Raw genomic sequence first — 26,134 nt, forward strand, 5'->3', positions numbered from 1 at the left:
GGGCTACAGGCGGCGGCCCTGGGGGTCTCGGGCGGTGATGCCGTCGAGCGGGGTTCCCGGAGCGAGGGTCGCCGGGTCGAACCAGAAGATCACCACCTGTCGGTCCTCGCTCCACCGGGCGAGCTTCGCCTCGACCTGCCGGCCGCCGACTGTCCCGACGATGCGTGCCGCCGGGCCGACGAAGTAGCCGAACGTCGGTACCGACGTGTCCGTGGGCACCCGCTGCTGGTCGTACCCGATCTCGTGGAACCCGGCCCGGCGGTCGCTGCCGGACACGTCGTTGACCAGGAAGTCGGACGTCAGGTGGCCGTCCGGCGCGCGCCGCCCGGCGACCAGGCCGATCGTCACACGTGGCAGTTCCGGCACGTCGACCGGGACCATGAAGAACACGCGCGCGTCGGTGCCGTACCGGATGCCGCTGTCCACGACGGTCCCGAGCGGCCGCAGCGGCGACTCGGTCGGGGCCGGCGCGGCGGTCGGCGTGGGTGGGGGAGTGCCGGTGGACGCGGTGGCGACCGGCTCCCCGGCCGGGAGGTCCGGCGGGCCGGGCCGCGTCGCCACGGCGTCGACCCCGACCGCCACCGCGACCGTCGCCACGGCCGCCGCGACCCCGGCGCCGACCCGCCGGCGGCGGCGCAGTCGGCGTCCCCGGCGCATGATGTCCGCGATGTCCAGGCCGTCGGCCCGTTCGGTCGCCCGCATCGCGCGGCGCAGCTCGTCCATCTCGGTCACCGGCACGTCTCCTGCGGTCGGGGCGCGGACAGACCTGCGGTACGCAGCTTCTCCAGCGCCCGGGACGAGGTGCTCTTGACGGTGCCGACGGACACGTCGAGTTCGCGGGCCACCTGGGCCTCCGGCAGGTCGAAGTAGTGGCGCAGGACGACGACGGCGCGTTCCCGCGCGGTGAGCGTGCCGAGCGCGGTGACCAGCCACCGCCGCGTCGCCACCTCCTCGGCCAGGTCGCCGCCGTGCCGCTCCGGGAGGTCGTCGCTCGGGTACTCGCGGATCGGCCGCCGCCAGGTGTCGACGAGGTGGTTCACCAGCACCGAACGGGCGTAGCCGTACGGGTCGCCGTTGCGGATCCGGGACCAGGACGCGTACGTGCGCACGAGCGCGGTCTGGGCGGCGTCCTCGGCGTGGTGGTGGTTGCCGGTCATGAGGAAGGCGGCGTGCGTCAGCCGCGCGGAGGACGTCCGCGCGAACTCGACGAACTCCGCGTCACCCCGGGCCATGCCGGTCCTCTGCACCTCTCACCCCGGTAGGGACGTGCGGGACGCGGAAAAGGTTGAGTCCCCGGCGGACCAACTTTCGCGACGGGTCACCCGTCCTCATCCCCGCGCCCCCGACCGGGCGCCGAGGGGAGACGAGATGACCAGGACCGTGGACCGGACACGCGGCGGCGCGGCGGTGATCGCGCTGGCGGTGTCGCTGGCCGGTTGCACACCGGCAGGGGCCGACCAGCCCGCAGTCGCGCTGTCCGAGCCGGCCGGGCCGTCCGCTGCCGCGCCGGCCGCGTCGGCGGCGGCGCCCGTCCGGTCCCGGCCGGCGCGGATCGGCTATCCCGCCGAGGGTGGCAACCGATGGCGGTACGCCGCCGCCGAGCCGGCCACCACAAGGGGTACGGGCCGGCTGCTGCGCTACCGGGTGGCGGTGGAGCGCGACATCACAGGTCTGCCACCGGCCGAGTTCGGGGCGCAGGTCACCGGCATCCTCGCCGGCCCGGGTGGCTGGACGACCGATGGACGGACCGCCCTGCGCCGCGTCGGCGCCCGTGAGCCCGCCGACTTCACCGTCTACCTCGCCACCCCCGGTACGCGCGACGACCTGTGCGGGGACGGGCCGGACCGGTACACGTCCTGCCGTAACGGGGACCGGGTGGTGGTGAACGTGGCCCGCTGGGTGCTCGGCGCGCCCGCCTACGGGAGCGACCTCACCGCGTACCGCCGGTACGTGGTCAACCACGAGGTCGGCCACCGTCTCGGTCACGGGCACGAGCGCTGCCCGGGGCGGGGGCGTCCGGCGCCGGTGATGCAGCAGCAGACACTCGGCCTGCACGGCTGCACCCCGAACCCGCTGCCGTTCCTGCGCGGCGAGCGGTACGCGGGCCGGTCCGGCGCGTACGACGACCGCCTGCCCCCGCCCGAGGGCGGCCGACCGGGCTGAGGCCCGGTCCGGCGCCGGGTCTGAGCGGCCGGGCTGCGCGGACCGTCCGGTCGGGCGCGCCTGCGCCCGGCCGGGCCGGCGATCCCACCCGGCGCCCGGAACAGCATGACCGGGCCGGCGATCCCACCCGGCGCCCGGAACAGCATGACCGGGCCGGCGATCCCACCCGGCGCTCAGAACAGCGTGGCCGGGCCGACCGGCTCCGGCTCCGGTAACGGCACGAGCCCGGGCACCCGCTCGCGGACCTGGTCGTGGAAGCGGCGGGCCAGCTCGGGCGCGTCCGCGTTGTCCGGCGTGTGCACGAACACGGTCGGCGAGCGGCCCTCCCGCAACCATCCGGTGACCACGTCCAGCCACGGCTGCCAGCCCTCGACGGTGCGGGCCGGGTCGTCCCGGCCCAGGTAGCGCACGACGGGCCGGTCGGTCAGCGCCCGGGTACGCAGCGGCAGGCGCGGCTTGCGCGTCCACGCCTCCCGCTCCGCGTCGCTCGTCGGCGGCGTCCGGAAGAACGCTGTGGTGTCGAACGGGATCCACTCGGCGCCGGCCCGGTCGAGCGTCGCCTCCAGCGCGCGTACCGCACCGGCCTCGGTGAAGAAGGCGGGGTGGCGGACCTCGACGGCGTACCGGTGACCGCCGGGCAGCGTGCGCAGGAACCGGTCGAGGTCGGGCACGTCACCGGGGCCGAACGAGCCGGGCAGCTGGATCCAGAGCGCGTCCGCCCGGGGGCCGAGCGGCTCCATCGCGTGCAGGAACGCCCGCAGTTCCGCCTCGCCGCCGGTGAGCCGGCGCTCGTGCGTGACCACCTTCGGCAGCTTCGGCAGGAAACGGAAGCCCGGGTCGGTCTGCTCGGCCCAGGACGCCACCGTCTCCCGGGCCGGGGTCGCGTAGAACGTGGTGTTGCCCTCCACCGCGTCGCACCACCCGGCGTACGCGCGCAGCCGCTCGTGCGCGGGCAGCGGGTGCGGCAGGAAGCGGCCGGACCAGGACTTGTGCGTCCACATGGCACAGCCCACGTGCAGGCGCAGCCCGGTCACCGGTAGGGCCAACTCGTCGAGCCACCGCGCAGAGCCGCCCCCCGGTTCCATTTCCGGGTGAAGTACAGCGCGAGGCAGCCGAGGCTGGCGAGCACCGGGGCGAGCAGCATGAGCAGCAGTCCGGCGCCGAGCCGGAACCGGTCGCTCTGGATGCCCTTGGCGGTGGTCAGCGCGAACGCCTCTGCACCGGCGCCGGTGCAGCTCACGAAGTCGGTCTCCATCCAGCCGGTGCCCTCGGTAGCCAGCACCGGAGTGAACTGCCGGGGTTCGCCGCGGTCGCGCATCACCGCCGCGGTCCCCTCGGGCCGGGCCCCGGTCAGCTCCCTGGACCGCTGCTCGCCGGTGGAGTAGACCCGGCTCTTCGCGGTGCACCGGACGGTGGCGGGGTCCACAGTGGCGGGGGTGGCGAGGATCAGGATGTTGCCGGGGCGTATGCCGGTGTCCCGCACCTTGATCTCGGCGCCGGGGGCGAACTCGGCGGCGGCGGAGAAGGTCGACGCGGCCGCGAACGGACCCGTCTGGGTCAGCAGGGCGAGGCCGAGGAACCCGGCCAGCAGGAACCCGCCCCAGCCGACGAAGATCCACATCGCGACCACGGCGCGGAAGCGCTGCACGAGCGGGTTCACCGGACGCGGTCCATGTCGCAGGCGCCGTCGGTGACCTGTCCCGGGTCGGAGGAGTACACGCTGCGCTTGGCGTCGGGCACGGACAGCTGCACGCAGAGCGCCGACGCGTCGTTGTCGGTGACGAACGTGACGACGCCGACGCCGTCGTAGTCCCCGATCGACAGATCGCTCACGCCCCGGGGGAACTGCCCGGTCTCCTGCTTGACGGACACGGCCTCGCGCATCGCGTCGCGGAGGTAGGTCTCGGGATCGGTGCCGGCGTCCCCGCCGCCGCAGGAGGCGAGCGAGAGGGCCACTGTCGCCAGCGCCGCCGCCAGACCGGTCCTTCTCCGTCGCATCCGTCCTCCTCGCGCGCCACGTCGGCGGGCTGGGGCCGCCCGTCCGCCGCGCCCACGGTAGCCGGACCGGTCAGCGCCGACGGACCGGGCCGCGACCGCCGGGCGTCACCGCGTCGGATCGGGTCGCGACCGGCGGGGCGTCATCGCGGCGGATTGCGCCGCGACCGGCGGGGCAAGAGGAGGCCGGAGGTGGTGACGATGACCGACGGACCGGGTCTGCGGCTGTGCCAGGTGGTGCTGGACTGCACCGACGCGCGCGCCCTGGCCGAGTTCTACCGCGCGCTGCTGGGCCTGGTCTACCGGCCCGGTGACGAGCCACCGGCGGCGCCGGACGAGCGCGGCCGGGACTGGCTGGTGCTGCGGACCGCGGAGGGCGCGCCGCAACTGGCCTTCCAGCAGGTCGACCGGCTGCCGGAGGCGACCTGGCCGGAGGGGGAGGTGCCGCAGCAGTTGCACCTCGACCTGACCGTGCCGTCGGTGGCCGAGCTGGACCGGCAGCACGAGCGGGTGCTCGCGCTCGGCGGGCGGCTGCTGCGGGACCGGTCCGACGACCCGGACGAGCCGCTACGGGTGTACGCCGACCCGGCCGGCCACCCGTTCTGCGTCTTCGTCGCGTGAGGCCGGCCGCCGGGCCCGGACGGTGGGGCCGGCCGCCGACGGCGGGCACGGGTCACGGCCCGGCCCGCCCTACGGCCGCTCCACCCGTACCGGGTCGCCGCGCACGAGGTCGTCGTGGATCCGCCACCGGGCGTCGACGCCCGCGCGCCGGGCCGCCTCGTCGTCGGCGGCGATCCGCTGCCGCAGCAGCTCGACCGCGATACGGCGGTTGAGGTGCAGGTGCCGTTCGGTGTCGACCACCACGGTCCGGCCCGACGGGCGGTGTGTGGCCCGGACGGCGGTGCTGGCCTTGTTGCGGTGCTGGCCGCCCGGCCCGCCGGTACGGCACGGCACGAACTCGATGTCGGCCTCGTCGAACGGCGTGACCACCACGTCGGTCCGGCACGTCCGCGCGGCGACGTACCAGTTCTTCCGTCCGTGACCCGTCCGGTACGGGCTGGGCGCCTGCCAGCAGAGCGTGCCGGTCCACCCGGCCGCGAACGCCTCCGCCCCGGCGCCGGTGATCCGGACCAGCACCGACCGGTAGGTGCCGGCCCGGTCGCCGGCCACCGTCTCGACCCGGTCGGTACGCAGACCTCGCCGGGTCGCCTCGCCCTCCAGGCGGGACAGCAGCCGGGCCAGCGCCCACGCGCACTCGGCCGGTCCGCGTCCGGCGGACAGCAGCAGCTCGGTCACCGGCGGCCCTTCCGGCGCTCGTCGCGACGACCCACGTCCGGCGTCTTGTAGGTGACCAGCGGAATCGTCGTGGTGACCGGGGTGGCGAGGTCGTGCGCCACCAGGTCGCCGATCACCTGCTCGATGCGCTTGTACGCGGTGGGCGCCTCCTCGAACAGCAGCTGCCGGTCGCCGCACACCACGATCGAGCCGACCGGCGTACGGCGCAGCTCCTCGACGGTGTGCTTGGCCCGGCCCCGGCGCAGCGCGTCGGCGCGGGACATCTTGCGCCCGGCGCCGTGCGCCACCGAGTAGCCGGCCTCCGGCCCGGCGTGCGCCGCCACCAGGTAGGAGGGCGTGCCGCGGGTGCCGGCGATCAGCACGTCCCGCCCGTCGCCCGGCGCCGCGCCCTTGCGGTGCAGGTAGCGCCCGTCGCGGATCTCGACCAGGTTGTGGCACTGGTCGACGACCGGCTCGGTCGGTTCGGCGCCGAGCGCGTACGCGACCCGCGCGGCCAGCAGCCGCCGGTTGAGCGAACCCCACCGCACCGCGGCGTCGTGCCGGGCCAGGTAGGCGTCCGGGTCGGGTGCGGGGCCGGCGCCGTGCGCCTCGGTGTGCTCGCGCAGGATCCGTTCGCCGAGCCCGCGCGAGCCGGAGTGCACGACGAGCACCAGGTCGCCGGCGTCCAGCCCGAGCCGCGCGGCGTGCTCCGCCGCGAGGACGGGCCCGACGCGGGCCAGCTCGACGAAGTGGTTGCCGCGCCCGACCGTGCCGAGCCCGTCGAGGTGACCGGCCGGGATCTCGCCGTCCAGCATCGACCACGCCGGGTCGTCGGTGTCCGGGTCGAGCGCCCGGTCCAGGTCGGGGAACCGGGCGGCGAGCCGTTCGGGTACGACCCGGCGCAGCGCGATCGGGAAGACCGCGATGCCGCACCCGATGTCGGAGCCGACCAGGAACGGGTAGAGCACCTTCGAGGACATCGCGGCGCCGATCGGCGCGCCCTTGCCGGGGTGCAGGTCCGGCATGGCGGCGACGTGCGCCATGCCGTCCAGGGCGGCGACCTGCCGGCACTGGTCGAGCGCGGCGGACTCGATCCAGCTGCCGGGGGAGGAGAAGACGGAGACGGTGGCGGGCACGACGGCCCGCCCGGAGGGGTACGCGGACACAGACGCTCGTTTCTGGGGAAGAACGCGGAGAACGGCGGGCGGCAGGCGGCGAGGGCCTGCGGGCTGGGGTGCGATCCGTCAGAACGTCATGCCGATGACCCTTCCCCACACCGTCCGGCGCGGCAACTGACTTTCCCGGCCGGAACGCGCGGACGGCCGGCCCGGTCGAGAAGACCGGCCGGCCGTCCGGGCCGTGACGCCTACCGGCGGCGGCTCCTCAGGTAGACGACGAGAACGAGCAGCAGCGCCACCAGGACGAAGAATCCGGCGAGCACCGGCGCGGGCAGAGGTGAGCGGGCAGCGATCGTGGCGGCGAGCAGGTCCATGTCAGTCCTCACGTGGTGGGGTCAGAAGGCGTAGGTTCCCTGGAAGCCTGTCGAGCAACCCGTTCCGCCGCTGCCGACGCCGCCGTTGTAGTCCGACTCGCCCTGCCAGTCGACCTCCGCTCCCGCGCTGAAACCGCCGAGGGAGCACTGGCCGTACACGCCGCCGCCGTCCTCCACGTTCCCGCTGCCCTTCTGGTAGCCGACCGAGGCGCCGGCGCCGGTGCCGATGGTTCCGGTGACGCCCTGGTTGCCCTCGTCGTCCCACTCGTAGCTGAGGCCGGCGCAGAGCACGTAGCAGATCTCGAAGCCGATGCTCTCGCTGTCCTGCCCGGTCGGGTCGATGTTGCCGATCGGGTTGTCGCCGGCGTACGCGTACCGGTTGCCGTTCGCCGGGTTGCCGATGAAGCTGAGGCTGTCCTGCTGGGTGAACCGGCCGTGGGCGGCGTTGTACCAGCGCTGGCCGAACTTCGTGTACCGGCTGCCGGCGTCGTAGACGCCACCGGCGAAGCGCAGGATGTTGGTCTGCCCGAGGTAGTACTCGTCCGAGCTGGTGATCGTGCCGTAGGGGTCGTACCGGTACGTGGCGACCGTGGTGCCGTCCGATCCGATCACGGCGATCGGGGAGCCCTGCCCGTCGAGGACGTAGGCGTAGTCGCGGTTGTTCGTCCGCAGCCCGAGCAGCGAGCCGGTCCCGTCGCGCTCGACGAAGACGGTTCCCGTGCCGTTGCGGTAGGACTGGAGCGCGGGCACGCCGTACTGGTCCTCCTGGCCGTACACCATCGTGGTGCCGTTTCCGGTGGTCAGCTCGACCTGGTCGGCGCCGGCGTAGGCGTAGCTGCCGCTTCCGGCGGTGGTCATCTGCTTCAGGCCGTTGTAACCCATCGTGGTGACGGCCGGAGCGCTGCTCTTGGTTTGGCTGCCCCGGCCGTCGTAGGTGTTGTTGGCCGAGGTGATCTGGTTCGCGGAGTTGAAGGTCAGCGACTGGGTGGTGCTGCCGTCGACCTTCACCGTGGTACGGCTGCCGTTCGTGTCGTAGGCGTACTCGTAGGTCTTGCCGCCGATGTTCGTGGCCTTGGTCAGCCGGTTGCCCTTGTCGTAGCTGAACTGGCTGACGGTGCCGGTCGCCTCGTCCTTCTGCCATTGGCGCAGGCCGGTGTCGTCGGCCTTGTCGGTCGAGCACCCCTGGCCGGAGACGTACCGGGCGTAGCAGTAGGTGATGTCCGAGACGGTTGCCGGACTGCTGGAGAAGCGCTTCGTGGTGACGCGCAGCGGACGGTCCGACTTGTCGTAGGTGGTGGTGGTCTTCATCGCCCAGGTGCTGTTCGTCTCGTCCGTGGCGAAGTAGGTGGTGGTCCGGTTGCCGTTCTTGTCGTACAGGAAGTTGTAGCGGGTGCCGCCGGCGGTGTCCGTGCGCACGAGCAGGTTGCGGGCGTTGTAGTAGTACTGCGTGGTGCCCCGGCCGTCGGTGAGCTTGACCAGGTTGCCGACGGCGTCGGGCACGTAGGACAACGTCTCGGTCGGGGTGGTCCGCTGCCGTAGCCGGTTGAGGGTGTCGTACAGGTAGGTGGTGACGCCGGTGACGTCGGTGCGCTTGATCAGGTTGCCGGAGCCACCGTGCTCGAACGTGACCTCGCCGGCGGTGCCACAACCGGAGTGCGACACCTTGCTGATGCGGTCGTCGAGGCTGTACTCGTACGTGGTGACGCACCCGTCGTTCACCGTCTTCAGCCGGCCGAAGTTGTCGTAGGCGAACGTCTTCGCGACGAGCCCGTTGCCGGTGGGCGGGGTGAGCTTGGTGACCTGCTTGTTCGCGTCGTAGCTGTAGGTGGTGGCGTTGGTGCCGTTGCCGGGATCGGTCGACGACTTGACGGTGCCGTCCGAGTTGTAGTCCACCTTCGCCTCGGCCGCCAGCGCGTCCTTGGCGGAGGTGCGATTCCCGACGCCGTTGTAGGTGTAGGTGGAGCCGTTGTTCTGCGTGTCGATCGACGAGCTGGGCTGGAAGTTCGCGGTGGGGTTCGTGGAGGAGGCGACCCCGGCGTACGCGGCGGACGCGCTCGCCCCGGTGGGCGAGGCCGACTTGGTCAGCGACTCCCCGCTGTTGGCGCCGTAGGTGTTCGCGACGGTGCCGCCCTCGGGCGAGACGGTGCCGGCCACGTCCCCGAAGGGGGTGTAGGAGGTCTCCCGTTCGTTGTTCGCGGTGTCGGTGACCTTCGTGACCTTCTTGTCGCTGTTCAGGTCATAGGTGAGGTGCGGCACGGAGGCCACCGGCTGGCCGAGGTCCTGGCGCGCGTCCGCGACGAGCGTCTGGGAGGACGTCGGGTACGCGAACCGGGTGGTGGATCCCGTCATGGTCGGGACGTTCGTGACCTGGGTGACCGAGGTGACCCGGTGCTGGCCGTCGTAGGTGAAGGTGGTGAACGAGTTGTCCATCGCGGTGATCTTCACCAGGTCGCCGGCGCTGTTGTAGTCGAACAGCACTTTGCGCCAGGTGGCCGACTGGATGGTGGTGAGCCGGCTCGCCGAGTCGTACTGGTAGGACACCTCACGCCATGCGCCGTCGTCGCCGGTCTGCCGGTACTTGGTGATCTGGTTCCCGGTATAGGTCGGTACGGCCGAGCGGACCGTGCCGTTGCCCCGGTCCGAGGTGACCTTGCTCAGTTTGCCGCTGGCATAGGTGTACGTGGTGGCGTTGTCATTGCGATCGAGGGTCTTCGTCAACAGGCCGGACGAGTCGAAGTAGAGCCGCTTGCCGCCGTGCTCGGTGAGCTTCCAGCCGGTGCCGTCCTTGGCCAGGACCGCCTTGAACTCCACCGGCGTCTTGTAGCCGGAACCGAGCACCGTGAACTTGCCGACCACGCCGTCGGCGGCGGCGTACGTGACCGAGCCGTCGTCCGCTTTGACCAGCCGGACGTCCATTCCGGCGCGGGTTCGCCAGCCGGGGCCGTGTGCGCCCTGGGGGAGATCCGTGCCGACCAGGAGGCTGTTGAACGCCGCGCCGATGGTCACGTTGCCCGCGACGCCCGGCAGGGTCAGCTCGCTGCTGGTGAGGAGCAGGTTCCCCGAGCCGACGTTCACCTTCGCCTGGAGGCGGTCGCTGATCGAGAACGGAACCTGGGTGGCGTTGCGGACCGGCCCGGTGCCCTTCGGCACGGTCGGTGCCGCTCCCTGGGCGAGGAACGTCCGGTTCGCCCGGCGCGGCGTGTCGAACAGCTTGACGGTGTCGCCGGAGCGTGGCGACACCACCGGGGTGAGGCTCGTGGAGCCGGCCGGCGCGGCGGCCCGGGCGGGGGCGGCGGGCGATGCCAGCCAGGCCGACGCGACGGTGGCGAGTACGGTCGCCACCGCTATGGAACGACGTTTCTGCATCTACTCTCCTCGACGGATCCGACGATTGTCGGGCAGGGTGAATTGCCGTTTGCGCATGACTGCGAAACGGCGCCGATGGGCGACCGAAATTGCGCACGCCTAGAGTCGGCATGCATTTCGGCAATGCGGTGAGATGATGGCGTCAGGCTGCGCGAAGGCAGCCTTTTCAGCCTCCCTGCCAGGGGCTTTCTGGGTGGCGAGGTAGGGCGTGACGCGGTTGAGACGGACACGATGCCGCGCGACGGCGCGGACGGCTGTGGCCGCCGAAGCCAATTCCTTCGTCCGGCTTGCGATTATCCCCGTTCTTTTCGCGCCGGCGCTTGATGGATGGCAATGAACCTATCGACGCAATTGTGGAGCTGTCAATGACGATCACGAATGGTTGTCACCTAAGCGGCCTAACGGACACTTCGGACGGTATTCTCACTGAGCGTGAGAGCCGCGTCACCGCCTCCTGCTCTCGCGGTCGGCAACGGCCTCGCCCGCGGCGTGGGCGGCGTCGACATCGTCCCACCCGATCCATAGACTCCGGTCGTTCTGGTACCACGAGTCCAGGGAGGACCACCGTGTCGAGCGAGACCCGAACGCACGCCGCCTTACCCCTGCTGGCCCGCCTCGCCGGGGTGAGCCTGGCCGCCGCGACGATCGTCGCCGCCGCAGGTGTCGCCGCGACCGCGGCGCCCGCCGCCGATCCCGCGCCGACCAAGGGACCGTGCGCGTACACGCCCACGCCGGACGAGCCGGCCGCCCGTCCGGTGCCGCTGCCGCCGGACCCGCGCCGGACGCCGGACCGGGGCACCGTGCGGGTCACGCTGCGCACCAACCAGGGACCGATCGGGCTGACGCTGGACCGCGAGCAGGCGCCGTGCACCGTGCAGAGCTTCCTGCACCTGGTGCGGAAGCGCTTCTACGACCGGACGCCCTGCCACCGGCTCACCGCGTACCCGACGCTGACGGTCCTGCAGTGCGGCGACCCGTCCGGCACCGGCGAGGGCGGCCCGGGCTACCGCTACCGCGACGAGCTGCCCACCGACCTACCGCCGGCACCGACCGACCCGACCGGCGTACGCCGTCTGTACGCGCGCGGCACGCTCGCCATGGCCAACGCCGGCCCGGACACCAACGGCAGCCAGTTCTTCCTGGTCCAGGCCGACTCGGCGCTGCGCCCGAACTACACCGTGTTCGGCCAGGTCGACGCGGCCGGGCTGGCCACGCTGGACCGGATCTCCGCCGGCGGCATCGCGCCCACGCCGGAGGATCCGGCTCCGGTCGACGGCGCCCCGGCGGTGCCGGTGGAGATCTGCCGCGCCAAGCGGGGACGCTGACGCGACGGCCCGGCGGGACGGCCGTCCAGGCCGCCCGCCGGGCCCGCGCCGCCCTCGGTAGCCTGCGGCGATGACGCATGAGCGGGAGATCACCGAGCCGGTCGACCTGTGCCGGCCGGACGGGCGGCTGAACCCGGACGCGGTCGGCTGGAGCCGCAGGCCACTGCACCGGGCGAACCTGCGTGGCTGGGGCCGGGCCAAGCGGTGGGAGCACTGGGGCGTGGTCACGCCGACGCACATCCTCGGCCTGGTCGCCTCGTCGCTCGACTACGCCGGGGTGCAGAGCCTCTACCTGCTCGACCGGCGCACCGGCCGGGAGACCACGGCGGAGGCGGTGGTGCCGTTCGCCCGGGGCACCGTGCTGCCGCCGGTCAGCGGCACGGGACCGGTCCGCGCCCGGGGCGGGAAGCTGACCGTCGCGGTGGACCAGGGCCCGGACGGCAGCACCGTGCGGGCGAGCGCACCCGGCGTCGAGGTGGACCTGACGGTGCCGCTGCCGCCGGGGCACGAGTCGCTCGGCGTGGTGGTGCCGTGGAGCACCCGCCGGTTCCAGTACACGGTCAAGGACATCGGCCGGCCGGTGCACGGCACGCTCACCGTGGACGGCACGGCGTACCCGGTGGGGGAGGGGTCGTACGCGGCGCTCGACCACGGCCGGGGCAAGTGGCGGTACGCGGTGCGGTGGAACTGGGCGGCCGGCAGCGGCCCGGGCCGGGCGATCCAGCTCGGCGGCACGTGGACCGACGGCACCGGCTCGACCGAGAACGCGGTGTTCGTCGACGGGCGGCTGCACAAGATCGGCGCGGACCTGACCTGGGAGTACGACCGCACCGACTGGCTGCGGCCGTGGCGGATCACGGGCGACCGGGTGGACGTGACGTTCCACCCGTTCCACGAGCGGGTGGCGCGTACCAACCTGCTCGTGCTGGCCGGGGAGACGCACCAGTGCTTCGGGCACTTCACCGGCTGGGCGGCGATCGACGACGGTGAGCGCGTGGATCTGGACGGCCTGGTCGGATGGGCCGAGGAGGCCCGCAACCGCTGGTGAGGCCGGTCCCCGCCGGGTGGGACAGCCCGGCGGGGAGCCCTGGGGGTCAGGCCGGCAGTCGCCAGACCTGGTTGGCGCCGCCGAAGCAGTCCCAGATCTGCAGCCGGGTGCCGTTGGCGGAGCTGTTGCCGGTGGCGTCCAGGCACCGGCCCGACGCGGGGTTGCGCAGCGTGCCGTTGCTCTGCGCCTGCCAGACCTGGGCGCCGGTGCCGTTGCAGTCCCACAGCTGGATCTTCGTGCCGTTCGCGGTGCCGGCGCTCGTCACGTCCAGGCACTTGCCCAGCGCCCGCAGCGTGCCGTCGCCGCCGACGGTCCAGCTCTGCGCGGCGGTGCCGTTACAGCCGTAGAGCTGGATCGCGGTGCCGTTGGCGGTGCTCGCGGCGGCCACGTCCACGCAGGCGCCGCCGATGCCGGTGACCGGCCCGGTGCGCCCGGCCGGCGGCGGGTTGCCGCCGCCGGTGACGGTGTCGTAGATCGCGCTGACCAGCGACGTCGAACCGGTGGTGTCCTGCGACAGCTCCCAGTTCATCATCCCGCCGGCGTTCGCCATGGCCCACTGCGTCTTGCGCTTGACGGTCGGTACGCCGTTGTAGCACTGCTGCGCGCCGCCGACTGTGGTGCAGTCCCGGTTGGCGTTGGCCGGGTCCATGCCGACCAGCGCCGAGTAGGTGTAGTAGCCGGGGCGGCTGTAGAAGGGCACGCCGAGCACCGCCTTGGCGGCGGGCAGGCCGCGCGACTTCCACCTGTTGACGCTGGCGATCGACCAGTCGTAGCCGGCGTGCGGGCTGCCGCCGTCGTACGCCATGATGTTCAGCCAGTCCACCGAGCCGAAGACGGCGGCGGGCACCCCGTCGACGTAGTAGCCCTCGGAGACCACGGCGGCGGTGAGCAGCTTGCCACGGCTGTGCAGGGCGCTGCCGAGCTGCTGCATGAGCAGCGTGTAGTTGTTCGCCGAGGCGCCCGGGTCGGGGTACTCCCAGTCCATGTCCACGCCGTCGAGGTTGTACTGGCCGACGAAGGCGATCAGGTTGTTGACGAACGCGCTGCGCGAGCCGGAGTTGGCGGCGAGCGCCTCGAACGCGGAGTCGTCGCCGTCGTTCCAGCCGCCCACGGCGATGGAGACCTTGACGTTGTTGGCGTGCCCGAGCGACACGAGCGAGGAGAGCTTGGACGGGTTCTCCACCGGGCGCAGGCTGCCGTCGCCGTTGGGGAGCACGAACGCGTAGTTGATGTGGGTGAGCTTGCCGTACTGGATGGTGTTGACGTTGCCGCTCCAGGACGGCATGTAGCCGACGCTCTTGAAGTTGTTCGGCAGTACCGCGGCCTCGGCGGCGGTCGGGGCGAGGGTGAGCGTCGCGGCGGTGGTGGCCAGCGCGAGCGCACCGGCGGCCAGGCGCCGCCGGAGGTGAGGTCTGGGCATCGAGGGCCTTCCCGGGGGACGGGGGCGGATGGGGGTCTTCCTCGAGGTGGCCCAAATATTAAAGAGTATTAACTAAGGCGTCAACGACACACTTCGATACGTGACGCGGCGTGCGCCCTCGGTCAGCGCAGCAGCACCGGCCCGGCGTCGATCGGCACCCGGAACAGCGCGTACGGCTTGCGCCGCAGATCCCGTCCGCCCTGGTAGGTCGCCTGCCGGTGCAGCTGGTTCGCGGTGACGTAGAGGTGGCCGTCGACTGCTACCGACATGGTGTCCGGCCAGAGCAGGCGCGGATCGTGCACCACCGTCTCGAACTCCCCGTCCGGGCGGCGTCGCAGCACCGCGTCGTGCTCGTACGCGGTCAGGTAGAGCGCTCCGGAGTCGTCGGTCTCCAGACCGTCGGAGCCGGTGCCCTTGTCGCCCTCGTCCACCACCGTGGCGGCCACCTGGTCGTCGCCGAGCGACCGGTCGGCGAGCGCGTCGGTGGCCACGCTGTACCAGCGGCGCGAGGCGAGCGGGCAGTAGTACAGCCGGGCGCCGTCGGCGGAGATCGCGATGCCGTCCGCGCCCATCGACACCGGCTTCGCCGGCCCGTCGGCCGGGCGTTGCAGGAACGGCCGCCCCTCCACCACCGGCCGGAACGCCGACAGCGGTTCGGCCTTGGTGGACGGGTGCTCGTGCAGCCGGCGCCAGGACTCCCCGGTGGCGAGGTCCACCACGATGAGACCGTTCGGACCGGAGTCGGAGGAGTCGGTGATGTAGGCCATGCCCGCCTCGCCGCGGCGCAGGTCGAACCGGACGTCGTTGAGGTACGTCGTGGGCAGCGCCACGTCGGCCGGGAAGGTGATCACCTGTCCGACGGAGTCGGTGTCCAGGTCGACGCGGACCAGCTTCGGCCCGCCCGGCTTCGTCGGCTGGAACATCGGGCTGCCGGTGTCGAGCACCCAGAGACGGTCGGCCGGGTCGACCACGATGCTCTGCACCGAGACGAACGCGCCCGCGTCGTCGTCGCCGGACGGATCGTTCCAGTCCCGGTCGGGGAACGGCACCTCACGGCCGTCGCGCAGCTCCACGACGGTGGCCGGCACCTCGTCGCCCCACTTCGGGAAGTTGACGAAGATCCGGCCGGTGTGCGACACGCTCACCCCGGTCGGCATCGCCCCGGTGAAGGTGTGCACCAGTTCCAGCTCGCCGACCGGTTCGTCGGCCACAGGCCCGTTCATCCACTGCTCGTTCCCGGGCGGGACCGCGGCAAACGTGGACGTGGGGCGGTCCCGGATCCGGGACCGCCCCACGCACGTGGACGAGATCAGGCGACCGAGGCCGGGAACCTCTCCCAGACCCGGTGCGCCGCCATCAGCCGCTGCACCTCCGTGAGCACCTCGGCCCCGGAACCGCCGGTGACCACACCGGGCGTGCCGGTGACGCCGGCCTGGTGCAGCACCTCGGCGCCCGCGCCCCAGGCGCCGATCACCTTGGCGTGCCGCCACGCCTCCTCGACCAGCAGGAGCACCCGCGGGTCGACGGTGGAGGAGCCCGGCGCGCCGGCCTTGGCGTCGCGGGCCGGCAGCGCGTCCGGCGCCGGGGCCGGCGCGCCCGCCAGCAGCACCGCGTCGAACTCGACCGAGCGGCCGGTGGCGAACGTGCGCTGCACCGGCAGACCGTCGACGGTGCCGCCGTGCGCGGCGATCAGCAGCGGCACCATGCCGGCGGCGAACACCGCCCGGCGTACCTCGTGCACGTCGCCCATGTCGCCCTGGGCGTCGACCACGATGCCGACCATCCGGCCGTCGGCCGGCCACTCCCGGCCGACCTGGGACAGCGCGGGGCTGGGCTGCACCTCCGCCAGCGGCACGGTGGGCTGCGGCACGGGCAGGCCCAGGCCGATCGCGACCTGCTCGCACAGCACCGGGTCGACGTTGGCCAGGCACTGGAGCTGCCGCTCCTTGATCGCCTGGTGGTAGCACTTGCCCAGCTCGAACGTGTACGCCCGGATGATGTGCTCCTTCTCCACCGGCGACATGCTCTGCCAGAACAGGCGTACCTGGCTGTAGTGGTCGTCGAAGGAGGCCGGCGAGGCGCGCACCTTCGGCGCCTCGGCCACCGTCACCGGCGTGTCCACGAACGCGTGCTCCCGGTCGCCGGCCGGGAACGGGTTGCCGCCGTCGAGCGAGTTCGGCCGGTACGGCGCCACGCCCGCGTGCACCGCGTGCTGGTGGAAGCCGTCGCGCAGCATGTCGTTGACGTCGGCATGCGGCCGGTTGATCGGGATCTGGGTGAAGTTCGGCCCGCCGAGGCGGGTGAGCTGCGTGTCCACGTACGAGAAGAGGCGGCCCTGCAACAGCGGGTCGTTCGTCACGTCGATGCCCGGCGGCAGGTGCCCGACGTGGAACGCCACCTGCTCGGTCTCGGCGAAGAAGTTGCGCGGCGTCTTGTTCAGGGTGAGCTTGCCGATCGGCTGCACCGGCGCCAGCTCCTCCGGCACGATCTTCGTCGGGTCGAGCAGGTCGATCCCGGCGAACGTCTCCTCCGGCGTGTCCGGGAAGACCTGGATGCCCAGCTCCCACTCCGGGAACGCGCCGGCCTCGATCGCGTCGTACAGGTCGCGGCGGTGGTAGTCCGGGTCGATGCCGCCGATGAGCTGCGCCTCCTCCCAGGTCAGGGAGTGCACGCCCAGCTTCGGCTTCCAGTGGAACTTGACCAGCACCGTCGCACCGGCCTCGTCGACCATGCGGAACGTGTGCACGCCGAAGCCCTCCATGGTCCGGTAGGACCGCGGGATGCCCCGGTCGGACATGTTCCACATGGTGTGGTGCTGCGCCTCGGTGTGCAGCGAGACGAAGTCCCAGAACGTGTCGTGCGCGCTCTGCGCCTGCGGGATCTCCCGGTCCGGGTGCGGCTTGCCGGCGTGGATCACGTCCGGGAACTTGATCGCGTCCTGGATGAAGAAGACCGGGATGTTGTTGGCGACCAGGTCGAACGTGCCCTCGTCGGTGTAGAACTTGGTGGCGAAGCCGCGGGTGTCGCGGACCGTGTCCGCCGAGCCGCGCGAGCCCAGCACGGTGGAGAAGCGGACGAAGACCGGCGTCTCGCGGCCCTTCTTCAGGAACCCGGCCCGGGTCACCTCCTCCGCGGTGCCGTACGCCACGAACGTGCCGTGCGCGCCCGCGCCCCGGGCGTGCACCACCCGCTCCGGGATCCGCTCGTGGTCGAAGTGGGTGATCTTCTCCCGCAGGTGGTGGTCCTGGAGCAGGACCGGGCCGCGCGGACCGGCCTTGAGCGAGTGGTCGGTGTCGCGCAGCCGGTGCCCGTTGGCGGTGGTGAGGTACGCGCCCTGCTGCCCCTTGGCGATCTTCGGCACGCCGGTCTCGGCGCCGGTCGGGGTCCGGGTGTCCGGCGCGCCCTGCTCGTCCTTGGGCGGCAGCGGCCCGTGCGGCGTGGTCGGCTCCTCCAGTGGTGGTGGCGCGCTGCCGGGTGCGCCCGGCACGTCCGGAGTCAGCGCGTCGCCGACCTTCTCGACGGCGGCTTCGACGACACCCTTGACGATCTGGGTGGGCTTGCTGGATTCCATCAGGACCTGTCCTCCTACAGCGAAATGTCCAGGCCCCTTCGGCCGTACCCCAGGTCGGGCCGGGCAAACCGGAACAATCGCGGTATCGCTGGTCAGGGTCGGTGCGGCACGGCCACGGCGGTGAGCAGCAGCCCGCCGGCGACCAGCCAGCGGCCGTCCAGGACGTCCAGCGGCGGGCCGCCGTCGGTGCGGGTGCCGTCGACCAGGATGCGGGCGGTGAACCCGCCGGACCGGTCGAAGGTCAGCTCCGCCTCCTCGAAGCCGAGCCAGCGCCCGGTCAGCGGGTACCACGCCTTGTAGACCGACTCCTTGGCGCTGAACAGCAGCCGGTCCCAGTGCGTCGCCGGGTCGGCGGCGCGCAGCGCGGCCAGCCGTTCCGGCTCGCCCGCGGTGAGGACCACCCCGGCCACCCCGTCGGGCAGCGGCTCGTGCGGCTCCGCGTCGATGCCCAGCCCGGCCAGCGCCCCGGCCGGCGCCACCGCCGCCGCCCGGTAGCCGGTGCAGTGGGTGATGCTGCCCACCACGCCGGCCGGCCAGACCGGCTCCCGGCGGGGACCGGGGCGGATCGGCGCCGGGGCGTACCCGAGCCGGGCCAGCGCCTCCCGCGCGCAGCGGCGGGCCGTGACGAACTCCTGGCGGCGCGCGGCGACCGCGCGCGCGACCAGGTCCTCCTCGCCCGGGTACGGCGCCTCGTCCGGCACGTCGGCGAACGCCTCGACGGCCAGCGCCCCGGCCGGCAGCAGCGCCCCGATCATCCGAGGATCCGCTTCATCGGCGCCGGCTCGCCGCCGCGGCGCCGCCACTCGCGCGGGTAACCCAGCGACACCTCCTCGAACCGCACGCCGTCGTAGTGGGTGGTGCGCGGGATGTGCAGGTGGCCGTAGACGGCGACGGCGGCGCGGTGGCGCACGTGCCAGTCGGCGGTCTGATCGGTGCCGCACCACTGCGCGAACTCCGGGAACCAGAGCACCTCGGTCGGCTGGCGCACCAGCGGCCAGTGGGTGACCAGCACCGTGGGCAGCGCCGGGTCGGTGGCCTCCAGGCGTCGCCGCGTCTGCTCCAGCCTGGCCGCGCACCAGGACTCCCGGTCCGGGTACGGGTCGGGGTGCAGCAGCATCTCGTCGGTGCACACCACGCCGGCGTCGTACGCCGCGCGCAGCGACTCCTCCTTGGTCGTGGTGCCGGGGGCGCGGAACGAGTAGTCGTAGAGCACGAACAGCGGCGCGACGGTGACCGGCCCGCCCGCGCCCCGCCACACCGCGTACTCGTCCTCCGGGGTCAGCACGCCCAGCTCACGGCACATCGCCACCAGCGCGTCGTAACGCGCCACCCCGCGCAACGTCACCGGGTCGTTGGGGTGGGTCCACAGCTCGTGGTTGCCCGGCGCCCACACCACAGTCGCGAACCGGTCGCGCAGCAGCCGCAGCGTCCGTTCCACGTCGGCGAAGACCTCGCCGACGTCGCCGGCCACGATCAGCCAGTCGTCCGCCGTCTCCGGCCGCAGGCCGTCCACCACCGCGCGGTTCTCCGCGTACGACACGTGGAGGTCACTGACCGCGTACAGCGCACCCGTCACCCGGCCGATCCTGCCAGCGGTGCTCCCGGATGACCAGGCGCGGACCGGTGGAGGTCCGGCGCCGGTCAGCCGACCCTCGCGGTCACCTCGTCCAGGGCGCGCAGCACCTCCCGGGTCACGCCCGGCTCGGCCGCGGAGTGCCCGGCGTCCGGCACGATCCGCAGCGCCGCCTCCGGCCACCGGCGGGCCAGGTCGTACGCGGACACCGGCGGGCAGCACAGGTCGTAGCGGCCGTTGACGATCACTGCGGGCAGGTGCCGGATGCGGTCCACGCCGTCGAGCAACTGGCCCTCGGCGAGGAAGCCGCCGTGCACCGCGTAGTGCGACAGGATCCGGGCCACCGGCAGCGCCTGGTCGTCGGCGGTGAAGTGGGCGAGCAGCTCCGGGTCGGGCCGCAGCGACGAGTTGACCGCCTCCCACCGTCCCCAGGCCCGCGCGTACTCCCGGGCCCGCGCCTCGTCCGGGCCGTGCAACCGCCTGTGGTACGCGGCCAGCACGTCGTCGCGCTCGTCCGGCGGGACCGGCGCGACGAACCGCTCCCACTCCTCGGGCTGGAGGCGGCGCAGCCCGCCCTGGTAGAACCAGTCCCGCTCGCTGCGCCGCAGCAGCAGCACGCCGCGCAGGACCAGGCCGGTCACCCGCTCCGGGTGCGTCTGGGCGTACGCCAGGCCGAGCGTGGTGCCCCACGAGCCGCCGAACACCAGCCAGGAGCCGCTGCCCAGCCGCTGCCGGATCGTCTCCAGGTCGGCCACCAGGTGCCAGGTGGTGTTGGCGCGCACCTCGCCGTGCGGGGTGCTGCGCCCGGCGCCGCGCTGGTCGAACAGCACGGCCCGGTGGCGGGCGGGGTCGAAGAACCGGCGGGCCACCGGCACCAGGCCGCCGCCGGGCCCGCCGTGCAGGAACACCACGGGTACGCCGTCCGGCCGGCCGACCTCCTCGACGTACAGGACGTGGCCGTCACCGACCGGGACGCGGTGGGTGGCGTACGGCTCGACGGGCGGGTGCAGGCCGGTCATGCCCGGTCATTCTGCCCGCCGAAGGGCCTCCCGGTGGTCCCGGTCAGCAGGCGACGTTGCCGCCGAGGTTGTCCAGCAGCGCGTCGGCGACCCAGCCGGAGACACCGGTGGTGACGTCCCGCAGGTACGTCCACGTGTAGGTGGTGTGGCCGTTCGCGCTGACCCGGTCGCCGCTGGCGAAGCAGTGGAAGTCGACCGTGTGACTGAGCTGCCCGTAGCCCAGCGAGGCGCAGGTGGTGTGCGGTCCGGTGCGGATGTTGACGTTCGTGGCGTTGAACAGCTGGCCGAACTTGCTGTCCACGTTGGAGTGCGAGTGGCTGCACCCGGCGCTCGCCGGTCCGGCCGTACCGGCCACCACGGCGCCCGCCGAGGCGACGGTCAGGACGACGGCGGCACCGATCGAGGAAATCTTCCGCATACCCGTCAACCCCCGAATAAAGATCGAGACGCATCAGCAGATCGATCCAAATATTTGCATATAGCAAGGTCGATGGGCAAGATGCGGTGCCGCCGCCGGCCCGGCCCGGACGGGCGGCGACGGTTGCTCAGGCGGTAGCCGGTACGCCGTTGTCAGTACCCGTGCTCTCCACCTCGGGCACCCCGCGCGGGGCCGGCGTGCGGACCGCGAACGCGTCGAAGCTCGGCCCGTCCAGCCGCTCCACGATCGGCTCCACCGCAGGCGGCTCCGACCGGTCCGGCTCGATCGCGTCCGGCTCGATCCGCCCGTCCACCGCCCGCGGCGCCACCTCGGCCGGGACGGTGATCGCCGGACGCGTCGCCACCTGCGGGTACTCGGCGGTCTCCCCGCCGCCCGCAGCGGCCGCCATGACCGCCGCCGCGGCCAGGTCGGCGACCCGCTTGGCCTCCCGCTGCACCCGGGCCCGGGTCTCCTTGGCGTGCTGCTCGGCCAGGTCCGCCGCGCGCCGCGCCTCGTCGAGCCGCCTGCTCTCCGAGGCCAGGTCCCGGCGTACGCCGACCAGCCGCTCCTCCAGCTCCGCGCCGGTCCGCTCGATGGTGGCGATCTCCCGGCGGGTGTCCTCCAGCTGCCGGCCGGCCGTCTCCAGCTCCGCCTTGAGCCCGGTCAGCGTCTCCTGCCGCTGCTGGATCTCCCGCTGCACGCCGGCGAGCTGCTCCTGGTGCGCCGCCGTCTCCTCGTCGGCCCGCTCCCGGACCTCGTTGGCGTACTGCTGCGCCTCGGCGACCAGCGCGGCGATGTCCTTCTCGGCGGCGGCGGCCCGGTCGGCCAGCTCCTGCTCGGCGGCGGCCCGCCGCTCGTCCAGTTCCTTGGCCATCGTGGCCTGCCACTGGGCCAGTTCCTGCTGGGCCTTGCTGCGGTTGGCCTGGACCTCCTGCTGGATCTGCGTCCGCGCGGCCTTCACCAGCGCCTCGGACGCCGAGCGCGCCTGCTCGACCTGCTGCGCGCTCTGCTCGGTGATCCGCTTCGCCTCCTGCTGGGCCCGGTCGTGCACGGCCTGGCCCTCGACGCGAAGCTTCTCCGCCAGCTCCCGCACGGCGGCCAGCTCCGCCTGCGCGGCGGCCCGCCGCTCCTCGTCCACCCGCTCCTGCTCGGCCCGGCGGGCGGACAGCTCCTCGTCCAGCTCACGCCGCTCCCGCGCGGCCTGCTCCTGCGCCGCCGCGAGCAGCTTCTCCGCCTGCCCCTGGACGTCCTCCGCGCGCCGGGTGGCCAAGTCGGTGATCTGGCCGGCCTGCTTCTCGGCCAGGTCCAGGATCTGGTCGACCATCGGGCCGAGGTCGCGGAAGGACGCCCGGTCCACAGCAGTCGGACGGTCGCGCAGCTCCACCGTCTCGGCCTGCGCCCGCTGCACCTGCGCGGTCAGGTCGCGCACCTGCGCGTACGCCCGGTCCCGCGCGGCGGTCAGCGCGCTCACCTCGGCGTCGACCTGCTCGACGTACCGGTCCACCTGACGTTTGTCGTAGCCGCGCAACGCGGGATCGAACCGCGGACGCGCGGACAGGTCGTCGTGGGATGCGAACGGCTCGGCACCGTTGGACATGCGCCATCCTCCGTCGGTTCGCCAGCGCCAGGCCGGCGGATGACCGCCCCGCAGGGCACGATGAGGCGCTACGGTACCGCGTCCGCGCGCGGGGCTCGCCCCGCCCCCTGCCCGCCGACCGGCGGCGCGGTCAGACCGGGAAGTGCGGGTTCCCCGCCGTCAGGCGGATGGTGAAGCCGCCCGCGTCCCGGTGGTACGTCACGTGGTCGCAACTCTGGTGGCTGATCCACAGGCCCAGCCCGCCGTCGGAACCGTCGCCCGCCGGCAGCAGCCCGGCGTACGGATCCTTGGGGCCGCTGCCCCGATCGTGGACGGTCACCACCATCCGGTCCGGCGCGCGCCACAACCGCAGGCACACCGGCGGCTCACCGTGGCGCAGCGCGTTGCTCACCACCTCGCTGACGGCGATGACCAGGCCGTCGAGGCCGTCCGGCGTGAGCAGGCCACGGTCGGCGGCGCGCACCTCGGCGCGGGCGCGGGCCGGCGTCGGATCGATCAGCTCGACCAGCGGCACGGTCCGCTGCACCGGATCAGCGGGCGCCGGACGGAACTCGGTCAGGTAGCTCGTCGGCTCGGTGTAGAGACCGGCCGGCTCGTGCCCGCCGTCCGGCCGCGCCACCCGCGGATGGGTACGCGCCACGTCGGCGAGCACGTGCGCGGGCGTGCCCCGCCGGTCGTAGGCGCAGATGCCCCAGAGCGGAAAGTCGTCGTAGGCGTGGTTGATCGCCGACTCGTAGCGCGCCCACCAGTCCCAGGTCGCGCCGAGCATCACCGGAGGCAGCTCGCCGACCATGCGAATCTGCGCCGCCCCCGCCGCCACGTACGAGGCCAGCAGCTCCCGGTAGGAGCGCAGCGCGACGCTGGGCCGGGCGTAGACGTCGCCGACCGGCAGGAACGTGACCTCGGCGCCCGGCGGCAGCGCCCGGCGCACCAGCTCGGCGTTGCGCTCGTCCAGGTTCACCGCCGTCGGCTCGCCGGCCGCGACCCCGTCCAGCAGGAACGGCAGCGCCACCGCCAGCAACTCCTCGTCGGAGTCGTAGACGAACGCCTCGTGGAAGTAGCCCACGTGGCCGGAGGCCGCGCCGCTCCTCATCGGACGACCTCCACCCGTACCTCGGACAGACCGAGCAGGTCGACCAGCCGGGCCGGGGCGCGGCTCGGCGTGCGCAGCACCGCGACGGCGTCGTGCCGGCGGGCATGGTCCCGCAGGTGCAGCAGGCTGCGGTGGTCGACGAACCGCAGCTCGGCGGCGTCGAACACCAGCCGTCCCGCCACCGGCCGCGGGTCGGCCCGCTCCAGCGCGGCGGCGAAGTCCCGGTGGTTGGACGGGTCCAGCTCGCCGGCCAGCGCCACCACCGAGTCGCCGCCGCCGGCGTGCAGCCGGAACAGCACGTCGGCGTTGGTCTCCGGGTGCAGGCAGGCCAGCTCGGCGATCGCCGCGTCGTCCAGTTGCCGGCGGTCGTAGGCGCAGATCGCCGACATCGGCCGGTGTCGCATCCAGTGGTCGATGCGGTGCTCGTAGCGGGCGAAGGCGTCCCGCTGGGCGGTCGTGCGGACCAGGCTGGTCGCCTCGGCCAGCACCCGCAGGCCGGTGTGCCCGGCGGTCAGCGCCTCGGTGGTGGCCCGCACGTACGCCCGGACCTGTCGCTGCGGGTCGACCACCTCGTCGTGCCGGTACGCCTCGCCGACGGGAACCAGCCGGAGCGCGTCCCGCCGGCGCGCGGCGTCGACCCCGGGAACCGAGGCCAGCCAGCCGGTGACAGTGGCGCGATCCTCCGGACAGACCACCCATACCTGCTCACCGGCGGCCAGGCCGGCGGTGACCTGCTCGACCGCAAGCGCGCGCAGCACGGCCGGGTCGTCGTAGGCGAGGCAGCCGTGGGTGTAGCCCGGGTGCGTCACGCTCCCGCTGGTCACCGACTACGCCTCATGGGCCCAGTCTATGCCGAGCCCACCTGGAGATCGCGCCAGGCCGTGGCCTCGAGCGGCGGGTCACCCAGCTCGAACTCGGCCCAGTTGTTCCAGTACGCGATCGCGTCCACGTCGTTCTGCTGCCGCAGCCAGGTGACGTGCTCGCGGATCGTCCGCGCCCGGCCCGCGCCGGTGGTGTCGGCGGCGGTGCGGCTCAGCCCGTACTCGGGCACCAGCAGCCGGATGCCCGGGTACGCGGCGCGCACCTTGCCGAAGGCCACCCCGAACATCCGGGAGGCGGGCCAGTACGCGGCGGTGTCCCGGGAGTAGCAGTCCACGCCGTAGTGGGTCATGCCCGGGTAACCCCAGTCGGCCGGGTTGCCGCGCCCCTCGTCGAGCCAGTAGCGGGTCACGATCGGCCCGTGCCCGAGCACCCACCGCCGGTTGCGGTGCGCCGCCACGATCTGCGTCACCCGGCTCGCCGTCGCCCGGTACGTGGCCGGGGCCACATCGCCCATCGGCTCGTGGTACCAGGTCAGGTAGATCGGGCGGTTCACGCCGTCGAGCCAGCCGGCCAGCTGCTCGACGTCGTCCTTCCAGCTGACGTGCATGACGGCCGACGGCGCGTCGGCGAACTTCCCGGCGTTGAGCGGGGGCAGCTCCGGCAGCGCGTCCGCGTCCGGGCCGTCCGTGCCGAAGTCGCGCATGTAGCGGATCCCCGGGTAGTCGGCCACCGCCCGTTGCGTCCGGGCGCCCTTCTCGGCGCTCATCCCGACCAGCAGCGGCACGGTCAGCGTGGTGGTGCCCGTGCCGGTGCGGCCGGCGCCGTCACGCGCCGTCGCGGTCAGCGTCACCGTGCCCCGGCCGGCCAGCACGGTGACTGTGAAGCGGCTCGGATCGGCGCCGCTGGGTGTGATGGTCACCCCCGGCGAGGCGCTGGCGAGCTGGACGGTCAGCGGGACGCTCAGATCCACCCGGATGGGGCTGTCCCAGGTGACGCCGGTGGGGTCGCTGACCCGGCCGGCGAGCGTCAGCAGCCGCGAGTCGGGGTGGAAGGCGTCGACCCGTACGGTGGTCGACTGCCCGGGCAGCAGGACGGTCTGGTCGGCGGTGACGGAACGGACGACGGGTGCGGCCATGAGGCTCTCCTTCGACGTGCTCGGCTGCCGCTCCGGCCGCACGTCTTCGGGTGGCCAGATGGCTCTGACCTGCGCTTTTACCAGCTTGCTTCGGTTCGGCCCCGATCGTCAGGGCAGCCGCAGATGGCGCGAAACCCGGTCGCCGCCCCGCTGTCCCGCCCGCATCCTGAACCGATGCCGATCACTGTGCGGGACCTGCGCGTACCGGACTGGCCGCACCTGTGGCCGATGTTGCGGGACATGGGCGTCGGCGACGACCCGCCGGAGGCCCACCGGCTCCGGTTCGCCGCGCTGCTGGCCGATCCCCGCTGGGCGCTGCTCGGCGCCACCGACGGGGGCGGGTTGATCGGGTACGCCGCCGCCCAGGACCACGGGCCGCACCTGCGTTCCGGCGATGCGCACCGCACCGTACGCCTGCACGACCTGTACGTCCGGGCGGACCGCCGCCGGGACGGGGTGGGCCGTTCGTTGTTCACCGCGGTCCACCACTGGGCCGGCGGGCGGGCCCGGCACCTGGAGTGGCAGGCCCACCACGAGCGGGCGGCGCCGTTCTACGAGCGGCTCGGCCATCGGGGCGACCCGTGCCCGCAGCCGGACTACCCGACCTTCCTGCTCGACCTCGCTCCGCAGTGACCCGCCGCCCCCTGATGTGACCGGCTCACCTGCGCCGCCCATCCAAGATCAACACCGGTTCGGGGAGGTGGCTGCATCCGAGACGGTCCGATGTCACCATTTCCCCGAGCTGGTGTTGATCATGGAGTGGGATGGCACCACCTCCCCGAACTGGTGTCGATTATGGGGGCGGGGAAGGTGGCAGGGGAG

General features: G+C 73.1%; 25 protein-coding genes. 5 read left to right on the forward strand and 20 right to left on the reverse strand.

From position 1 onward, the window contains the following. Positions 1–3: 3 nt before the first annotated feature. Entirely contained in the window at positions 4–723 is a 720-nt protein-coding gene (locus EAD96_RS03820) for a hypothetical protein (protein WP_233585416.1), read from the reverse strand. A 5-nt stretch (positions 724–728) separates the two neighbouring features. Further along, positions 729–1,232: a SigE family RNA polymerase sigma factor gene (locus EAD96_RS03825; protein ID WP_121683283.1), complete on the reverse strand. Its 504-nt coding sequence runs from the start codon at positions 1,230–1,232 to the stop codon at positions 729–731. Positions 1,233–1,368: 136 nt separating this feature from the next. Between EAD96_RS03825 and EAD96_RS03830 the strand changes: the two genes are divergently transcribed. Beyond that, a complete protein-coding gene (locus EAD96_RS03830; protein WP_121683284.1) occupies positions 1,369–2,163 on the forward strand; it encodes a DUF3152 domain-containing protein in 795 nt (264 codons plus the stop codon). Between the two features lie 173 nt (positions 2,164–2,336). Here EAD96_RS03830 and EAD96_RS03835 read toward each other — a convergent pair whose 3' ends face one another. The 3 genes from EAD96_RS03835 to EAD96_RS03845 are packed head-to-tail and all read right to left on the reverse strand — an operon-like array spanning position 2,337 to position 4,161. Next, entirely contained in the window at positions 2,337–3,164 is an 828-nt protein-coding gene (locus EAD96_RS03835; RefSeq protein WP_121683303.1) for a DUF72 domain-containing protein, read from the reverse strand. 29 nt (positions 3,165–3,193) lie between these two features. After that, a complete protein-coding gene (locus tag EAD96_RS03840; protein WP_121683285.1) occupies positions 3,194–3,823 on the reverse strand; it encodes a hypothetical protein in 630 nt (209 codons plus the stop codon). Then, positions 3,820–4,161 carry a hypothetical protein gene (locus tag EAD96_RS03845; protein ID WP_147457828.1) on the reverse strand — a complete coding sequence of 114 codons (342 nt, stop codon included), beginning with the start codon at positions 4,159–4,161 and terminating at the stop codon, positions 3,820–3,822. Before EAD96_RS03845 ends, EAD96_RS03840 begins: the two co-directional genes overlap by 4 nt. Positions 4,162–4,359: 198 nt before the next feature. Between EAD96_RS03845 and EAD96_RS03850 the strand changes: the two genes are divergently transcribed. Further along, positions 4,360–4,779: a VOC family protein gene (locus EAD96_RS03850; RefSeq protein ID WP_121683304.1), complete on the forward strand. Its 420-nt coding sequence runs from the start codon at positions 4,360–4,362 to the stop codon at positions 4,777–4,779. A gap of 69 nt (positions 4,780–4,848) precedes the next feature. On the opposite strand, the gene prfH is transcribed toward EAD96_RS03850, so the two are convergent. The 4 genes from prfH to EAD96_RS03865 form a co-directional block, all read right to left on the reverse strand. Next, the gene (gene prfH / locus EAD96_RS03855) at positions 4,849–5,454 is read right to left on the reverse strand and encodes a peptide chain release factor H (protein WP_121683287.1); all 606 of its coding nucleotides are present in this window, start codon (positions 5,452–5,454) and stop codon (positions 4,849–4,851) included. Next, positions 5,451–6,599 (reverse strand): RNA ligase RtcB family protein, encoded by a 1,149-nt coding sequence (locus EAD96_RS03860; protein WP_121683288.1) that lies wholly within the window; start codon positions 6,597–6,599, stop codon positions 5,451–5,453. Before EAD96_RS03860 ends, prfH begins: the two co-directional genes overlap by 4 nt. 200 nt (positions 6,600–6,799) lie before the next feature. After that, the gene (locus tag EAD96_RS31770) at positions 6,800–6,925 is read right to left on the reverse strand and encodes a hypothetical protein (RefSeq protein ID WP_255498956.1); all 126 of its coding nucleotides are present in this window, start codon (positions 6,923–6,925) and stop codon (positions 6,800–6,802) included. A gap of 21 nt (positions 6,926–6,946) precedes the next feature. Continuing rightward, complete coding sequence (locus EAD96_RS03865) at positions 6,947–10,291, reverse strand: RHS repeat domain-containing protein (RefSeq protein WP_121683289.1); 3,345 nt, start codon at positions 10,289–10,291, stop codon at positions 6,947–6,949. A 566-nt stretch (positions 10,292–10,857) separates the two neighbouring features. On the opposite strand from EAD96_RS03865, the gene EAD96_RS03870 reads away from it, so the two are divergent. Both EAD96_RS03870 and EAD96_RS03875 read left to right on the forward strand, forming a co-directional pair. Next, positions 10,858–11,616: a peptidylprolyl isomerase gene (locus EAD96_RS03870; RefSeq protein ID WP_121683290.1), complete on the forward strand. Its 759-nt coding sequence runs from the start codon at positions 10,858–10,860 to the stop codon at positions 11,614–11,616. Between the two features lie 70 nt (positions 11,617–11,686). Continuing rightward, entirely contained in the window at positions 11,687–12,664 is a 978-nt protein-coding gene (locus EAD96_RS03875) for a DUF2804 domain-containing protein (RefSeq protein WP_121683291.1), read from the forward strand. 46 nt (positions 12,665–12,710) lie between these two features. Here EAD96_RS03875 and EAD96_RS03880 read toward each other — a convergent pair whose 3' ends face one another. From EAD96_RS03880 to EAD96_RS03930, 11 genes are all read right to left on the reverse strand, one after another. Next, positions 12,711–14,084: a glycosyl hydrolase family 18 protein gene (locus EAD96_RS03880; RefSeq protein ID WP_121683292.1), complete on the reverse strand. Its 1,374-nt coding sequence runs from the start codon at positions 14,082–14,084 to the stop codon at positions 12,711–12,713. Positions 14,085–14,206: 122 nt separating this feature from the next. Continuing rightward, on the reverse strand, positions 14,207–15,307 hold the full coding sequence (locus EAD96_RS03885) for an L-dopachrome tautomerase-related protein (protein ID WP_121683293.1): 1,101 nt from the start codon (positions 15,305–15,307) through the stop codon (positions 14,207–14,209). Between the two features lie 86 nt (positions 15,308–15,393). After that, complete coding sequence (locus EAD96_RS03890) at positions 15,394–17,655, reverse strand: catalase (RefSeq protein ID WP_121683294.1); 2,262 nt, start codon at positions 17,653–17,655, stop codon at positions 15,394–15,396. 92 nt (positions 17,656–17,747) lie between these two features. Further along, positions 17,748–18,410, reverse strand: coding sequence for a 4'-phosphopantetheinyl transferase (locus EAD96_RS03895; RefSeq protein WP_121683295.1), 663 nt, complete (start codon positions 18,408–18,410; stop codon positions 17,748–17,750). Next, positions 18,407–19,231 carry a metallophosphoesterase gene (locus tag EAD96_RS03900; protein WP_121683296.1) on the reverse strand — a complete coding sequence of 275 codons (825 nt, stop codon included), beginning with the start codon at positions 19,229–19,231 and terminating at the stop codon, positions 18,407–18,409. Before EAD96_RS03900 ends, EAD96_RS03895 begins: the two co-directional genes overlap by 4 nt. A 65-nt stretch (positions 19,232–19,296) precedes the next feature. Next, positions 19,297–20,247 carry a prolyl aminopeptidase gene (gene pip / locus EAD96_RS03905; protein WP_121683297.1) on the reverse strand — a complete coding sequence of 317 codons (951 nt, stop codon included), beginning with the start codon at positions 20,245–20,247 and terminating at the stop codon, positions 19,297–19,299. Between the two features lie 43 nt (positions 20,248–20,290). Beyond that, positions 20,291–20,665: a hypothetical protein gene (locus tag EAD96_RS03910; protein WP_120570752.1), complete on the reverse strand. Its 375-nt coding sequence runs from the start codon at positions 20,663–20,665 to the stop codon at positions 20,291–20,293. Positions 20,666–20,792: 127 nt separating this feature from the next. After that, on the reverse strand, positions 20,793–22,262 hold the full coding sequence (locus EAD96_RS03915; protein ID WP_121683298.1) for a DivIVA domain-containing protein: 1,470 nt from the start codon (positions 22,260–22,262) through the stop codon (positions 20,793–20,795). 130 nt (positions 22,263–22,392) lie between these two features. After that, the gene (locus tag EAD96_RS03920; protein ID WP_121683299.1) at positions 22,393–23,355 is read right to left on the reverse strand and encodes an anti-sigma factor RsbA family regulatory protein; all 963 of its coding nucleotides are present in this window, start codon (positions 23,353–23,355) and stop codon (positions 22,393–22,395) included. After that, a complete protein-coding gene (locus EAD96_RS03925) occupies positions 23,352–24,179 on the reverse strand; it encodes an MEDS domain-containing protein (protein ID WP_121683300.1) in 828 nt (275 codons plus the stop codon). Before EAD96_RS03925 ends, EAD96_RS03920 begins: the two co-directional genes overlap by 4 nt. Before the next feature lie 23 nt (positions 24,180–24,202). Beyond that, entirely contained in the window at positions 24,203–25,312 is a 1,110-nt protein-coding gene (locus EAD96_RS03930; RefSeq protein WP_121683305.1) for a hypothetical protein, read from the reverse strand. 174 nt (positions 25,313–25,486) lie between these two features. On the opposite strand from EAD96_RS03930, the gene EAD96_RS03935 reads away from it, so the two are divergent. Next, on the forward strand, positions 25,487–25,945 hold the full coding sequence (locus tag EAD96_RS03935) for a GNAT family N-acetyltransferase (RefSeq protein WP_233585414.1): 459 nt from the start codon (positions 25,487–25,489) through the stop codon (positions 25,943–25,945). Positions 25,946–26,134: the final 189 nt, after the last annotated feature.

This window comes from Micromonospora sp. BL1 (assembly GCF_003667485.1).
Classification (GTDB): domain Bacteria; phylum Actinomycetota; class Actinomycetes; order Mycobacteriales; family Micromonosporaceae; genus Micromonospora; species Micromonospora tulbaghiae.